The 13,273-nt window shown below is 62.2% G+C and carries 23 protein-coding genes and 1 pseudogene; all 24 read right to left on the bottom strand.

Features of this window, described 5'->3' with window-relative positions; genetic code table 11:
- Nucleotides 1-127 precede the first annotated feature (127 nt).
- Nucleotides 128-595, bottom strand: a pseudogene (locus tag EWH12_RS16985) (acyltransferase family protein); the annotation flags it as partial.
- A 177-nt stretch (nt 596-772) separates the two neighbouring features.
- Complete coding sequence (locus EWH12_RS16980; protein WP_129927295.1) at nt 773-1,312, bottom strand: SRPBCC family protein; 540 nt, start codon at nt 1,310-1,312, stop codon at nt 773-775.
- 37 nt (nt 1,313-1,349) lie between these two features.
- Nucleotides 1,350-2,006 (bottom strand): adenylate kinase, encoded by a 657-nt coding sequence (locus EWH12_RS16975; RefSeq protein WP_066606444.1) that lies wholly within the window; start codon nt 2,004-2,006, stop codon nt 1,350-1,352.
- Nucleotides 2,007-2,049: 43 nt separating this feature from the next.
- A complete protein-coding gene (secY, locus tag EWH12_RS16970; protein ID WP_129927294.1) occupies nt 2,050-3,414 on the bottom strand; it encodes a preprotein translocase subunit SecY in 1,365 nt (454 codons plus the stop codon).
- Between the two features lie 209 nt (nt 3,415-3,623).
- A complete protein-coding gene (rplO, locus tag EWH12_RS16965; RefSeq protein WP_066606450.1) occupies nt 3,624-4,163 on the bottom strand; it encodes a 50S ribosomal protein L15 in 540 nt (179 codons plus the stop codon).
- 275 nt (nt 4,164-4,438) lie between these two features.
- A complete protein-coding gene (gene rpmD / locus EWH12_RS16960; protein WP_066606451.1) occupies nt 4,439-4,618 on the bottom strand; it encodes a 50S ribosomal protein L30 in 180 nt (59 codons plus the stop codon).
- Between the two features lie 5 nt (nt 4,619-4,623).
- The gene (gene rpsE, locus EWH12_RS16955; RefSeq protein WP_082679150.1) at nt 4,624-5,352 is read right to left on the bottom strand and encodes a 30S ribosomal protein S5; all 729 of its coding nucleotides are present in this window, start codon (nt 5,350-5,352) and stop codon (nt 4,624-4,626) included.
- 2 nt (nt 5,353-5,354) lie between these two features.
- Nucleotides 5,355-5,708 carry a 50S ribosomal protein L18 gene (rplR, locus tag EWH12_RS16950; protein ID WP_066606453.1) on the bottom strand — a complete coding sequence of 118 codons (354 nt, stop codon included), beginning with the start codon at nt 5,706-5,708 and terminating at the stop codon, nt 5,355-5,357.
- A 1-nt stretch (nt 5,709) separates the two neighbouring features.
- Nucleotides 5,710-6,243 carry a 50S ribosomal protein L6 gene (gene rplF, locus EWH12_RS16945; protein ID WP_066606456.1) on the bottom strand — a complete coding sequence of 178 codons (534 nt, stop codon included), beginning with the start codon at nt 6,241-6,243 and terminating at the stop codon, nt 5,710-5,712.
- Nucleotides 6,243-6,638 carry a 30S ribosomal protein S8 gene (gene rpsH / locus EWH12_RS16940; protein WP_066606458.1) on the bottom strand — a complete coding sequence of 132 codons (396 nt, stop codon included), beginning with the start codon at nt 6,636-6,638 and terminating at the stop codon, nt 6,243-6,245. Before rpsH ends, rplF begins: the two co-directional genes overlap by 1 nt.
- Nucleotides 6,639-6,650: 12 nt before the next feature.
- Complete coding sequence (gene rpsN, locus EWH12_RS16935; protein ID WP_066606461.1) at nt 6,651-6,956, bottom strand: 30S ribosomal protein S14; 306 nt, start codon at nt 6,954-6,956, stop codon at nt 6,651-6,653.
- A gap of 52 nt (nt 6,957-7,008) precedes the next feature.
- Entirely contained in the window at nt 7,009-7,584 is a 576-nt protein-coding gene (gene rplE / locus EWH12_RS16930) for a 50S ribosomal protein L5 (protein WP_066606463.1), read from the bottom strand.
- Nucleotides 7,584-7,895 carry a 50S ribosomal protein L24 gene (gene rplX / locus EWH12_RS16925; RefSeq protein WP_066606466.1) on the bottom strand — a complete coding sequence of 104 codons (312 nt, stop codon included), beginning with the start codon at nt 7,893-7,895 and terminating at the stop codon, nt 7,584-7,586. The genes rplE and rplX overlap by 1 nt, the downstream gene beginning before the upstream one ends.
- Nucleotides 7,895-8,263, bottom strand: a complete 369-nt coding sequence (gene rplN, locus EWH12_RS16920; RefSeq protein WP_056691686.1) for a 50S ribosomal protein L14 — start codon at nt 8,261-8,263, stop codon at nt 7,895-7,897. The genes rplX and rplN overlap by 1 nt, the downstream gene beginning before the upstream one ends.
- 165 nt (nt 8,264-8,428) lie before the next feature.
- Nucleotides 8,429-8,692 (bottom strand): 30S ribosomal protein S17, encoded by a 264-nt coding sequence (rpsQ, locus tag EWH12_RS16915; protein ID WP_066606468.1) that lies wholly within the window; start codon nt 8,690-8,692, stop codon nt 8,429-8,431.
- A 12-nt stretch (nt 8,693-8,704) separates the two neighbouring features.
- Nucleotides 8,705-8,908 carry a 50S ribosomal protein L29 gene (gene rpmC / locus EWH12_RS16910; RefSeq protein WP_056691689.1) on the bottom strand — a complete coding sequence of 68 codons (204 nt, stop codon included), beginning with the start codon at nt 8,906-8,908 and terminating at the stop codon, nt 8,705-8,707.
- Nucleotides 8,909-8,912: 4 nt separating this feature from the next.
- Entirely contained in the window at nt 8,913-9,344 is a 432-nt protein-coding gene (rplP, locus tag EWH12_RS16905) for a 50S ribosomal protein L16 (protein ID WP_056691692.1), read from the bottom strand.
- 21 nt (nt 9,345-9,365) lie between these two features.
- A complete protein-coding gene (gene rpsC, locus EWH12_RS16900) occupies nt 9,366-10,061 on the bottom strand; it encodes a 30S ribosomal protein S3 (protein ID WP_066607441.1) in 696 nt (231 codons plus the stop codon).
- Between the two features lie 4 nt (nt 10,062-10,065).
- Nucleotides 10,066-10,452, bottom strand: coding sequence for a 50S ribosomal protein L22 (rplV, locus tag EWH12_RS16895; RefSeq protein ID WP_066606469.1), 387 nt, complete (start codon nt 10,450-10,452; stop codon nt 10,066-10,068).
- Nucleotides 10,452-10,727 carry a 30S ribosomal protein S19 gene (rpsS, locus tag EWH12_RS16890; RefSeq protein WP_066606472.1) on the bottom strand — a complete coding sequence of 92 codons (276 nt, stop codon included), beginning with the start codon at nt 10,725-10,727 and terminating at the stop codon, nt 10,452-10,454. Before rpsS ends, rplV begins: the two co-directional genes overlap by 1 nt.
- 6 nt (nt 10,728-10,733) lie before the next feature.
- Nucleotides 10,734-11,570 carry a 50S ribosomal protein L2 gene (rplB, locus tag EWH12_RS16885; RefSeq protein WP_066606476.1) on the bottom strand — a complete coding sequence of 279 codons (837 nt, stop codon included), beginning with the start codon at nt 11,568-11,570 and terminating at the stop codon, nt 10,734-10,736.
- A 1-nt stretch (nt 11,571) separates the two neighbouring features.
- Nucleotides 11,572-11,889, bottom strand: a complete 318-nt coding sequence (locus EWH12_RS16880) for a 50S ribosomal protein L23 (RefSeq protein WP_066606478.1) — start codon at nt 11,887-11,889, stop codon at nt 11,572-11,574.
- Nucleotides 11,882-12,505: a 50S ribosomal protein L4 gene (rplD, locus tag EWH12_RS16875; protein WP_066606481.1), complete on the bottom strand. Its 624-nt coding sequence runs from the start codon at nt 12,503-12,505 to the stop codon at nt 11,882-11,884. Before rplD ends, EWH12_RS16880 begins: the two co-directional genes overlap by 8 nt.
- 3 nt (nt 12,506-12,508) lie before the next feature.
- Nucleotides 12,509-13,264, bottom strand: coding sequence for a 50S ribosomal protein L3 (rplC, locus tag EWH12_RS16870; RefSeq protein WP_066606487.1), 756 nt, complete (start codon nt 13,262-13,264; stop codon nt 12,509-12,511).
- Nucleotides 13,265-13,273: the final 9 nt, after the last annotated feature.

Genomic DNA, 13,273 nt, shown 5'->3' with positions numbered 1-13,273 from the left:
CAAACGGCCAGTTACAGGCAAAATGTTGTTAGCACATCCGGTTTTGCCCCCAAACCCACGCCTAGCAAAATCAAATACTTACCAGCTCGCGTTCCCTGCGTGTTCCGCCGGCACTGTTCAACTTGGGCCAGAGTGCCAGCACCGGCTCCAGCCGCCGAATGCCGACGAATTTCCAGATAGCGACCATGCAGAAATAAAAGGCGATCTCGACCGTCAGCGTCCAATAGGCGCCGTCCACCTCCGGCATGAAGGCGAAGCCCTGGAGCATGGTGAAATTGGCGAGGATCGCGACTGGTCCCACCAACAATTGCGTCGCCTGCGCCAGATATTCGATGCCCAGCGTCAGCAGCATCGCCACCAGATAGGCGGGATACAGACGGGCGAAGCGATTGACGACGAAATCGGCCACGGTGCGGATGCGATCGAGCGTGAAGAAGATCGCAAAACCGGAAATGGTGAAGAACAACAGGACGCGATAATTGCCGCCAGGAAAACTGAACGGCACATGCGCCGCTTGCGGAAACAGTTCGTGGAAGCGGGTGGAATAATGGAAGATCAACACGCACAGCGCCCCTATGCCGCGCAATGCGTCCATTTCCGTCAAGCGGCCACGACTACGCAGCGATCCGTCCATGCCGCCTCTTAGCAACAACGGAGCAATAAATCCGTTAAGATCGTGGTTAATGAGGGCAGCGAATGCGCTTTTCTTTGCTGCTTCCTTTCCAAAAGGCGTCGACAGGCTGCGCCACATCCTTCACCAGAGGTAAGCCAATCAGGATGGCGGCGTCTCCGCCACCCGTTTCAGGCCCTGCAATTGTTCTCCCAGCACCTGATCGACCATGGGCGCGATCTGGGCGGGACGGGTACGCAAATAGCCCCCGGCCACATAGGTCATGCGGACCGTCATTCCCTTGCCTGCCGGCGTGAGCACAAGGTCGAGCGTGCCGATCGCCGCATCGGTCTGCAAAGGTCCCAGCGCGCCGGACAGACGCAATTGCCGCCCCGGCACGACATAGATGACGCGGCCATGCTCGACCGAGCCGGCCGCGCCGGCCTTGGCCGGAATCGTCTCGCAGAAACAGCCGCCAGCATGGGCATCGATCGTCATATTCGCCGAATCGCCGCTATAGCTGTGGGCGTCGTTCCACCAGCGGCCGGGCGTCAGCAGCAGCGCATAGACGGCATCGGCGTCCGCCGCGATCTCGACTTCGCTTTCGATAACGAAACCGACGTCGCTGGTCGCCATAACGGCGGAATGGGCCGGCGCAGCCATCGCTGCACCAGCCCATCCCAATAATGTGATCATGCGCATGTCATACCGTCCCCTCGTTCGAAGGGAGGAGTTTAGCTCAAGCCGGCTCGCCGTCCAATATGGCCGCGATCGCCGTGCTCACATCGCCCATGTCGGCCATGCCGTCCACCCGCGATACGATATCGCGCGCTTCGTATATCGGCAGGATCGGCGCGGTCTTGGCGCGATATTCGGCCATGCGGGTGCGCACCGTTTCCTCATTATCGTCCGGCCGACGCTTGAATTCGTGACCGCCGCATTTGTCGCACGTATCTTCGACCTTGGGCTTGTGGAACAGGTCATGATAGCCAGCGCCACAGGTTCCACAGGTGAAGCGGCCAGTGATGCGCTCGACCAGCGCGTCCTCATCCACTTCCAATTCGATCACATGATCGAGCGTGCGGCGGCGGTCCGACAGGATGGTGTCGAGCGAATGGGCCTGGGCCTCCGTCCGCGGATAGCCATCAAAAATGACGCCCGTCTCCGGCGCCAGCGCGTCGAGCGCCTCGCCGATGATGCCCGACACCACTTCATCGGGAACCAGCGCGCCCGATTCCATCAGCACCTTGGCCTGAAGCCCGACCGGCGTCCCCGCCTTCACCGCGGCGCGCAGCATGTCGCCCGTGGACAGTTGCACCATGCCACGTTGCTCGACCAGCCGACTCGCCTGCGTTCCCTTGCCCGCCCCCGGCGGTCCAAGCAGAATGATGTTCATTGCGCGCATACTCCCCTGTTGTGCGCCCTTGTTTGTGGTCGCCTTAGCGCAGGCGACCCTTGAGCTTCGCCTTCTTGATCAGATCCCCATATTGGTGAGCGAGCAGATGGCTTTGAATCTGGGTCACGGTATCGACCGTAACATTGACGACGATCAACAGGCTAGTCCCACCAAGGTAGAAGGGAATGCCCGCCCGCGCGATGGCGAATTCCGGCACCAGGCAGATGAAGGCCAGATAGGCCGCGCCGATGACGGTGATGCGCGTCAGCACATAATCCAGATAATGTTCGGTGTTCTTGCCCGGACGGATGCCCGGAATAAAGCCGCCATTGCGCTTGAGATTATCGGCCGTCTCTTCCGGGTTGAACACCACGGCGGTGTAGAAGAAGCAGAAGAAGACGATGCCCAGGCCATAAAGCGCCATATAGACAGGGCTGCCATGCGACAGATACTGGTTCAGCGTCAGAACGAAATCGCCCCACTTGCTTTCGCCCGCGACCGTCTGCCCCGCGAACTGCGAAATGGTCAGCGGCATCAGCAGCAGCGACGACGCGAAGATCGGCGGGATGACGCCGGCGGTATTGACCTTGAGCGGCAGATGGCTGCGATCGGCCTGCATCAGGCCCTGGCGTGTCTGGCGCTTGGGATATTGGATCAGCACACGGCGCTGCGCCCGCTCCATGAAGCAGATCAGCAGGATCAGGCCCAGCGCCATCACCATGACGAACATGATGAGCAGGCCGGAAATCGACCCCTCGCTGCCCGATTTGAACAGGTTACTCAGCGTCACCGGCAACTGGGCGACGATGCCCGCCATGATGATGAGCGACACGCCGTTGCCGATCCCGCGCGAGGTGATCTGTTCACCCAGCCACATCAGGAACATGGTGCCACCGATCAGCGATACGACCGCCGTCAGGCGGAACAACACACCAGGCTCGATCACCGCCGCGACGCCCGACTGCGCGCCAAAGCTTTCCAGGCCAACGGCGATGAAATAGCCCTGTACCGCAGTCAGGCCGACCGTGCCGTAACGGGTATATTGGTTCAGTTTCTTGCGCCCGCTTTCGCCTTCCTTCTTGATCGCCGCGAGTTGCGGCGAGAGGCTGGCGCCCAGCTGCACCACGATCGAAGCGGTGATATAGGGCATCACGCCCAGCGCGATCAGGCTCATGCGCGACAGCGACCCACCCGAAAAGGTGTTGAAGATGTCGAGAATGCCGCCATTGGTCTGGCTGTAAAGCTGCGACAGCGCGGTCGGATCGACGCCGGGCAGCGGCACGAAGCTGAGGAAACGGAAGACGATCAAGGCGCCCAGCGTGAACCACAGGCGCTTCTTGAGGTCGGTCGCCTGGCTGAACTTTGCGAGGCTGAGATTGGATGCGAGCTGGTCGGCTCTCGATGCCATGGTGGCTGCCCTTCAAATCACTCTTGCCGGGGCATCAAGCCCCGGAGCGGAATCGCTCATCCCTTAGCGGGACGGGTTCAGCGTGTCGAACGGGGAGTTGCCGCCTGCGCGACAAATGGATTCCCCCCGATACGCATGACCCCGCCAACCCATATCGGGCAGCGGGGCCGTTGTTGCAAGTCTGGGCTTGCAAGTCTGCGACAGGCAGATCAGCCCTTATGGGCGGCCTTCTTGGCGGCCAGGGTGGCGCCCTTCTTGGCCTTCGCCTTGTCGGCGGCCGGAACGACTGCGATCACGTCGACCTTGCCACCGGCCTTCGCCACGGCGTCGATCGCGCTCTGCGACGCGCCGGCGACCAGGAAACTGACCTTGGCTGTCAGTTCGCCCTTGGCCAGCAGACGGACGCCGTCCTTGCCACCGCGGGTCAGGTTGGCGGCGTTCAAAGCGGCCTGGTCGATGGTCGCGGCAGCGTCCAGCTTGCCGGCGTCGATCGCCTTCTGCACGGCGCCCAGGTTTACGATCGCATAGTCGTTCGCGAAGATGTTGTTGAAGCCGCGCTTCGGGATGCGCATGTGGAGCGGCATTTGGCCACCTTCGAAGCCATTGATGGCAACGCCGGAACGCGCCTTGGCGCCCTTCTGGCCGCGACCGGCGGTCTTGCCCTTGCCGGAACCGATGCCGCGTCCAACGCGCATACGGCCCTTGCGGGCGCCATCATTGTCGCGGATGTCGTTCAGTTTGAAAGTCATATCGTGCACTCGCTTTCGCTTGGTTCGCGCGAGGCATGGTTGTCCTTGGACAATCATGCCGCCCCAGCGAAGGCTGGGGCCGGGTTGATCTGGACGCGCCCTTGCGGATGCAGCCAGCGATTGAGAACCGGGGGTTTCCTTTGGCAAGGACGCGCCATCCGGCATGAGATCCCAGCCTGTGCTGGGATTTTCAGAAGCGCGCCTGTAGCGCGCCTCTGAAAAAAACGAAAGAGGGGTCGCCCCCTCCTTCGCCTCTTTTCATAGGGTCGAAAGGCTCAGCCTTCGACGACCGCAACCATGTGCGGCAGCTTCTTGATCGCACCGCGGACTTCCGCCGTGTCTTCAAGCTCCACCACACGGTTCATCTTGCCAAGGCCCAGACCGACCAGAATCTTCTTCTGGTCGGCGGGACGGCGGATCGGCGAACCGATCTGCTTGATCTTGATCTTCGCCATATCAGTTACTCCGCAATCGCTTCGGCATCAGCCTGCGCGACGTCAGCGGATGCACCACCACGACGCAGAAGGTCGGCGACCTTCTTGCCGCGACGCTGCGCCACCGACTTGGGGCTGGTCTGTTCGACCAGCGCCGCGAAGGTCGCACGGATCATGTTATAGGGGTTCGACGTGCCGTTCGACTTGGTCACGACGTCAGCGACGCCGAGGCTTTCGAACACGGCGCGCATCGGACCGCCGGCGATGATGCCCGTACCGGCCGGGGCCGAACGAACCGTCACCTTGCCCGCACCGAAATGGCCCAGGCCATCATGATGCAGGGTGCGGCCTTCCTTCAGCGGAACGCGGACCATCGCCTTCTTGGCGGCGGCGGTCGCCTTGCTGATGGCTTCTGGCACTTCGCGCGCCTTGCCATGGCCAAAGCCTGCACGGCCCTTGCCATCGCCTACGACGACCAGCGCCGCGAAACCGAAGCGCTTGCCGCCCTTCACGGTCTTGGACACGCGGTTGATGTGGACCAGCTTCTCGATCAGTTCTTCGCCCTGATCTTCGTCGCGGTTGCCGCCACGACGATCATCGCGCCGACCACGGCCGCCGCGATCGCCACGGTTGCGATCATTGCCGCCGCCGCCGCGGTTGCCACGGCCACGGCCGGGACCACGACCCTCGGTCGGTGCTGTCGCTTCTGCGCCCTCGACGGGTGCGACGACTTCGTTGGTGTTTTCGTCAGCCATGATCAGAACTCCAGCCCGGCTTCACGAGCCGCGTCGGCCAGCGCCTTCACGCGGCCATGGAACAGGAAGCCACCACGGTCGAACACGACGCGGGTGACGCCGGCAGCGGTCGCCGCGGCGGCGACGCGCTTTCCGACATCGGCAGCCGCTTCCGAAGTGGCGCCGGTCTTGCCGCGCACGTCCTTGTCCAGGGTCGATGCGGCGGCAACGGTCTTGCCCTGCGCGTCATCGATGACTTGGGCGTAGATGTGACGGCCCGAACGGTGAACGCTGAGGCGCGGGCGGGTGCCCGAAACAGCCTTGAGCGCGGTGCGAACGCGGCGACGACGCCGCGCGAAGAGGGAAAGCTTTGCCATCTTACTTCTTCTTCCCTTCCTTGCGGAAGATGAATTCGCCAGCGTATTTGATACCCTTGCCCTTATAGGGTTCGGGCTTGCGCCAGCGACGGATTTCGGCCGCTACCTGACCGACCTGCTGCTTGTCGATGCCGCTGATCTCGACCGTGGTGTTATCCGGGGTCTTGATCTCGATCCCGTCGGGGATCGCGAAATCGACGTCATGGCTGTAGCCAAGCTGCAGCTTCAGGTTCTTGCCCTGCGAGTTGGCGCGGTAGCCGACGCCGGTGATGAGCAGCTTCTTGGAGAAGCCCTCGGTCACGCCGGTGATCAGGTTCTGCACCAGCGTCCGCTGCATACCCCAGAAGGCGCGCGCCTGCTTGGTCTTGTTGGCGGGCTGCACCGAAATGCCGTCATTTTCGAGCGTATAGCTGATCTCGTCGCGCATCTGCAGGGCCAGGGTGCCCTTGGGCCCCTTGACCGACAGCTGCCCGCCTTCGATGGTCGCGGTCACCCCTGCGGGGATCGCAACCGGCTTTTTACCGATGCGGCTCATTAGAACACCTCCGCCAGCACTTCGCCGCCGACATTCTGTTCGCGCGCTTCGGCATCGGACAGAACGCCGCGAGGCGTGGAGACAATGGTGATGCCAAGGCCGTTGCGCACGATCGGCAGTTCCTTGGAACCCGAATAGACGCGGCGACCAGGCTTGGACACGCGGGCGACATGCTTGATCGCCGGCTGGCCTTCGAAATATTTCAGCTCGATGCGCAAGCCGGGATGGCTGCCAAGGGCTTCTTCGGAATAGCCACGGATGTAGCCTTCACGCTGAAGCACGTCGAGCACGCGGGCGCGCAGCTTGGACGCCGGGGACATAACGCTGTCCTTCTTCGCCTGCTGCCCGTTGCGGATGCGGGTGAGCATATCACCCAAGGGATCGGTCAATGCCATGAGATGATATCCTTACCAGCTCGACTTGGTGACGCCGGGGATCAGGCCCTTGTTGGCCAGATCGCGCAGCTGAATACGGCAGAGCCGGAACTTGCGGTAATAGGCGCGCGGACGGCCGGTCATCTCGCAGCGGTTCCGAACGCGGGTCGGGTTGCCGTTGCGGGGAATTTCCGCCATCTTCAGACGCGCCATCAAACGGTCGCTATCGTCTGCGCTGGTATCGTTCGCGATCGTCTTGAGCTTCGCATAACGGCCGGCATATTTCTTGACCAGCTTCTTGCGGCGCTCATTCTTGTTGATCGAACTCAGTTTCGCCATGACTTAAGTTCTCTTCCTTAGCTTTAGCGTTGGGAGAGAAGCGGGGCCTAAATTAGGCCGCCTGCTTCTCTTCTTCCTGCGGGAAGGGGAAGCCGAAGAGGCGCAGCAGTTCGCGCGCTTCGTCGTCCGTCTTCGCGGTGGTGGTCACGATGATGTCCATGCCGCGCACCTTGTCGACACGGTCATAGCTGATCTCAGGGAAGATGATCTGCTCCTTGATGCCGAAGGCATAGTTGCCACGGCCATCGAAGCTCTTCGGGTTGAGACCACGGAAATCGCGGACGCGGGGCAGAGCGATGTTGATCATGCGGTCCAGGAATTCATACATGCGCTCGCGGCGCAGCGTGACCTTGGCGCCGATGGGCATGCCTTCACGCAGCTTGAACTGCGCGATCGACTTCTTCGCCTTGGTGATGACCGGCTTCTGGCCGGCGATCAGTTCCATTTCCTCGGCGGCCTGCGTGACCTTCTTCTTGTCCTGGGTCGCTTCGCCCACGCCCATGTTGAGCGTGATCTTGTCGATCTTGGGGACTTCCATGACGTTCTTGTAACCGAACTTCTCGGTCATCGCCTTGGCGATTTCAGCGTCATACTGCGCCTTGGAGCGCGGGATATATTTGTCGCTCATTACAGCACCTCACCGGACTTGACGGCGACGCGGACCTTCTTGCCGTCGCGGTCCTCGAAACGAACGCGGGTCGGCTTGCCATCCTTGTCAGCGACAGCGACATTCGAAATGTGCAGCGGCGCAGGCTTGCGCTCGATGCCGCCCTGAGGGTTCGCCTGATCGGGCTTGCGATGCTTGGCATGGACGTTGATGCCTTCGACAAGAACCTTGTCGTCCTTGGGCATCACCGCGAGGACGGCGCCGGTACGGCCCTTGTCCTTGCCAGCCAGGACGACGATCTTGTCGCCCTTCTTGATCTTAGCAGCGCTCATTACAGCACCTCTGGAGCAAGGCTGATGATCTTCATGTGCTTCTTGGCGCGCAGTTCGCGAACGACCGGGCCAAAGATACGAGTGCCGATCGGCTCCTCGTTCTTGTTGATCAGCACAGCGGCGTTGCCGTCGAAGCGGATGACCGAACCGTCTGCACGGCGGATATCCTTGGCGGTACGCACGATGACGGCGCGATGCACGTCACCCTTCTTCACCTTGCCACGCGGCGCGGCTTCCTTGATCGAGACGACGATGATGTCGCCAACGCCCGCGAAGCGACGCTTCGAGCCGCCCAGCACCTTGATGCACTGGACGCGCTTGGCGCCGCTGTTGTCAGCGACGTCAAGATTGGATTGCATCTGGATCATAGATCCGGTTCCTTCTCATTTGGCCTACCGGGGTTATTCCCGGCGGTTCCGAATTTCGTGCCTAGAGCCCGGTGACTCTACGCGAAGCGCGGGCCTGTAACCCTTTCCGAAGGAAAAGGCCAGCCCCGCGTCGCATTTAGAGTCAAAGGCTCAGCGAGCCGTCCCTCAGGACGCCGTTTCCGGCGACTTGTGGGTGTCCACGCGCTCGATGACCTTCCAGGTCTTGAGCTTGGAAATCGGGGCGGTCTCTTCGATTCGGACCGTCTCGCCTTCCTTGTAGACATTGCCCTCGTCATGGGCGTGATACTTCTTCGAACGGCGAATGATCTTGCCGTAGAGCGCATGTTTCACCTTGCGCTCCACGCGAACGACCACCGTCTTGTCGGTCTTGTCGGAAACCACAGTTCCCGTCAGCACGCGCTTGGGCATCGTGTGGTTCCTTTACTTGGCAGCGGAGCTGTTACGCTCCGTCTGCAGGGTCTTGATCTGCGCGATCGACCGACGGACTTCCTTGACGCGGCTGGGCTTCTCCAGCTGGTTGGTGGCCGCCTGGAAACGCAGATTGAACTGCTCGCGCTTCAGGTTGTTCAGTTCGGTCGACAGTTCGTCGTCCGTCTTGGTCTTCAGGTCTGCAACATTCGCCATGTGCTTAACCCTCCAGATGCGAGGTGTCGCCGAGGCGGGCGACGACCTTGGTCTTGATGGGCAGCTTCATCGCGGCGCGCGAGAAGGCCTCTGCTGCGAGCGGACCGGGCACGCCGTCCAGTTCGAACAGGATGCGACCCGGCTTCACGCGGGCGGCCCAATATTCGACCGAACCCTTGCCCTTGCCCTGACGGACTTCGGCAGGCTTCTTCGACACTGGAACGTCGGGGAAGATGCGGATCCACAACCGGCCCTGACGGCGGATATGGCGGGTGATCGCGCGGCGGGCCGCTTCGATCTGGCGCGCGGTGACGCGCTCTGGTTCCATGGCCTTGAGACCATAGGAACCGAAGTTCAGAGCCGAGCCACCCTTGGCATCGCCCTTGATCCGACCCTTGAAGGTCTTGCGGAACTTCATTTTCTTCGGTTGCAGCATGACGCTATTACCTTCTTATCTTCAACGCGCCGGGCGCACGCCGGAGGTTTGAGCCTCCAGCATCAGCCGGTCGGTCGCGAACGGATCATGGCCGAGAATCTCGCCCTTGAAGATCCAGACCTTGATGCCGCAAACGCCATAGGCGGTATGCGCCGTGGCTTCGGCATAGTCGACGTTCGCACGCAGCGTGTGCAGCGGAACGCGACCTTCGCGATACCATTCGACGCGCGCGATCTCTGCGCCGCCCAGACGGCCGCCGCAGGTGATCTTGATGCCTTCGGCGCCCAGACGCAGGGCCGACTGCACCGCACGCTTCATGGCGCGACGGAATGCCACGCGGCGTTCCAGCTGATCGGCGATGCCCTGTGCGACGAGCTTGGAATCGACTTCCGGCTTGCGGATCTCGACGATGTTCAGCGACACGTCGGACGAGGTCAGCGCGCCCAGCTTCTTGCGAAGCTTTTCGATGTCCGCACCCTTCTTGCCGATGATGACGCCCGGACGGGCGGCATAGATCGACACGCGGCACAGCTTGGCCGGACGCTCGATCACGACCTTGGAGATCGCGGCCTGCGGCAGCGTCTTGAAGATGAACTGGCGGATCTTGAGATCCTCCAGCAGAAGGCGACCATAGTCGGCGCCTTCGGCGAACCAGCGGCTGTCCCAGGTACGGTTGATCTGGAGACGCAGACCGATCGGATTGCTCTTGTGACCCATGTGCTTACGCCTCCGCTTCTTCGCCAGCTTCACGCACGACAATGCGCACGCGGCTGTAGGGCTTGAGGATACGGGTCGACTTGCCGCGGCCGCGAGCGTGGAAGCGCTTCAGGGTGAAGGCCTTGCCCACCGATGCTTCCGCGACGACCAGCGAATCGACGTCGAGATTATGGTTGTTTTCCGCGTTGGCGATGGCCGAAGCCAGCACCTTGCGCACGTCGACAGCCATCGCCTTCTTGGAGAAGGCGAGGATGTTCAGCGCGTCCTCGACCTTGCGGCCGCGGATCAGCGTCGCGACCAGGTTCAGCTTCTGGGCCGAACCACGGATCTGCGTGCCAACGGCCAGCGCCTCATTGTCGGCGACGCGACGGGGAGCTTTTTCCTTGCTCATCAGCGCTTGCCCTTCTTGTCGGCGGCATGGCCGGGGAAGAAGCGGGTCGGGGCGAATTCACCCAGCTTATGACCCACCATATCCTCGTTCACGGACACCGGAACATGCTTGCGGCCGTTATAGACGCTGAACGTCAGGCCAACGAACTGGGGCAGGATGGTGGAACGACGCGACCAGGTCTTGATCGGGGCGCGGCCACCGGCGTCCTGCGCCGTTTCTGCCTTCTTTAGAAGGCTGAGGTCCACGAAAGGACCTTTCCAGACGGAACGAGCCATCGCGGATTACCTCTTCTTCTTGGCGTGACGCGACCGGATGATCATCTTGTCGGTCGACTTGTTGTGACGAGTGCGAGCACCCTTGGTCGGCTTGCCCCATGGGGTAACCGGATGACGGCCGCCCGAAGTCCGGCCTTCACCACCACCATGAGGGTGATCGACCGGGTTCTTGGCGACGCCGCGGGTCAGCGGGCGGATGCCGTTCCAACGGTTGCGGCCTGCCTTGGCCAGGTTGGTGTTGCCATTGTCCGGGTTGCTGACGGCGCCGATGGTGCCCATGCAGTCCGAACGGATGTAGCGCTGCTCGCCCGAAGACAAACGCACCATCACCATGCCGCGATCGCGACCGACCAGCTGGGCGTAAGTACCCGCCGAACGGCAGAGTTGACCGCCCTTGCCCGGCTTCATCTCGATGTTGTGGATGATCGTGCCGACCGGCATCTGACCCAGTTCCATCGCGTTGCCCGGCTTCACGTCGGTCTTCTTGGCCGCGATGACCTTGTCACCGGGGGCAAGACGCTGCGGCGCCAGAATATAGTTCTGGGTGCCGTCGGGATAGTTGACCAGCGCGATGAACGCGGTGCGGTTGGGGTCATATTCCAGACGCTCGACCGTACCTTCGACATCCCACAAGCGACGCTTGAAGTCGATGATGCGATAGCGCTGCTTGTGACCGCCACCGATCCCGCGCGAGGTCACATGACCCTTGTTGTTGCGGCCACCGGTCTTGCGCTTGCCTTCGGTCAGCGCCTTGACGGGCTTGCCCTTGTGCAGGCTGGACTTGTCGACCAGGATCAGGCCGCGGCGAGCGGGGCTCGTCGGGTTATAATGCTTCAGAGCCATCTCAGCGGACTCCCTCGGTGATATCGATCGACTGGCCTTCGGCCAGGCGGACGATCGCCTTCTTCACGTCCGAACGCTTGTAGGGCTTGCCCTTCCAGCGCTTCGTCTTGCCCTTCGTGACCAGCGTGTTGACGCTCTTGACGTCCACACCCCAGATCGCCTCGACAGCGGCCTTGATCTCAGGCTTGGAGGCAGTGCCCGCCACCTTGAAGACCACGGCGTTGTTTTCGCTGAGAAGGGTCGACTTCTCGGTGATGTGCGGCGCGACAACGACGTCATAATGACGGTTGTCGACGGTTCCGGCTTGCTTTTTAGCCATTGAAACGAGCCTCCAGCTTTTCGACCGCGGCGCGGGTGAGCACCAGCGAGTCGGCTTTCAGGATGTCATAGACATTGGCGCCAACGGCGGGGAGCAGGTCCACGCCGATGATGTTCGCCGAAGCCTTCGCGAAGCTGACGTTCACCGCGTCGCCGTCGATGAACAGCACCTTGGTGAGGTTCAGCTTGGCAAGGCTGGCGACCAGCGCCTTGGTCTTGCCATCGGCAACGTCCAAGCTGTCGATGATCGTGAGCGTGCCGCTCTTGACCTTCGACGACAGCGCCATCTTCAGACCCAGCGCGCGAACCTTCTTGTTCAGCGAGGGGTTGAAGTCGCGGACGCGGGCGCCGTGCGCCTTACCACCACCGATGAACACCGGCGCGCGGCGATCGCCGTGACGGGCGGTGCCGCCGCCCTTCTGGCGGCCGAACTTCTTGCCGGTGCGGGCGACGTCGCTACGCTCGCGGGTGCCGCGGGCGGTGCCGCGACGCTTTTCGAGCTGCCAGGTGACGACGCGGTGCAGGATGTCGGCGCGGGGCTCGATACCGAACACGGCGTCGTTAAGCTCCAGATCGCCAGCTTCCGCTGCGTCGAGGGTCTGTACCTTGACCTTCATGGTTTAGCCCTCCTGGCCTTCGGTCGCTTCGGGAGCCGCGGCGTCTTCCGCCGGGGTGTTCGCCGGAGCGTCGTTGCTGTTGTCAGCCTTCTTCAGGCTGGCGGGATAGGGAACGTCGGCCGGACGAGGAACCTTGACGGAATCCTTGATGGTCAACCAGGTGCCCTTGGCGCCCGGAACGCTGCCCTTGACGAAGATCAGACCACGCTCGACGTCCGTGCGGACGATTTCGAGATTCTGCTGGGTCCGCTCGCGGTCGCCCATGTGACCGGCCATCTTCTTGTTCTTGAAGACGCGGCCCGGATCCTGGCGGTTGCCGGTCGAACCATGCGCACGGTGGCTGATGGACACGCCGTGGGTGGCGCGCATACCGCCGAAGCCCCAGCGCTTCATGGCGCCGGCGAAGCCCTTGCCCTGCGTGTGACCCGACACGTCGACCAGCTGGCCGTCGATGAAATGGTCAGCGGCGATTTCAGCGCCGACGTCGAGGAGCGCATCCTCGGCGACGCGGAATTCGACCAGGCGAGCCTTGGGCTCGACCTCCGCCTTGGCGAAGTGGCCACGCTGCGGCTTGGCGACATTCTTCACCTTGGCGACACCGGCGCCGAGCTGAACGGCGATATAGCCGTCGCTGTCGACATCCTTGCGCGCCACGACCTGATTGCCCTCAAGGGCCAAAACCGTAACCGGAATATGACGTCCGTCCTCTTGGAACAGACGGGTCATCCCGACTTTCTTAGCGATCACGCCTGTGCGCATCACTTGTTA

The organism is Sphingobium cupriresistens (genome assembly GCF_004152865.1).
GTDB lineage: Bacteria > Pseudomonadota > Alphaproteobacteria > Sphingomonadales > Sphingomonadaceae > Sphingobium > Sphingobium cupriresistens.
The sequence above is the reverse complement of the archived record's forward strand: the minus strand, read 5'-3'. Positions and strand labels throughout refer to the sequence as shown.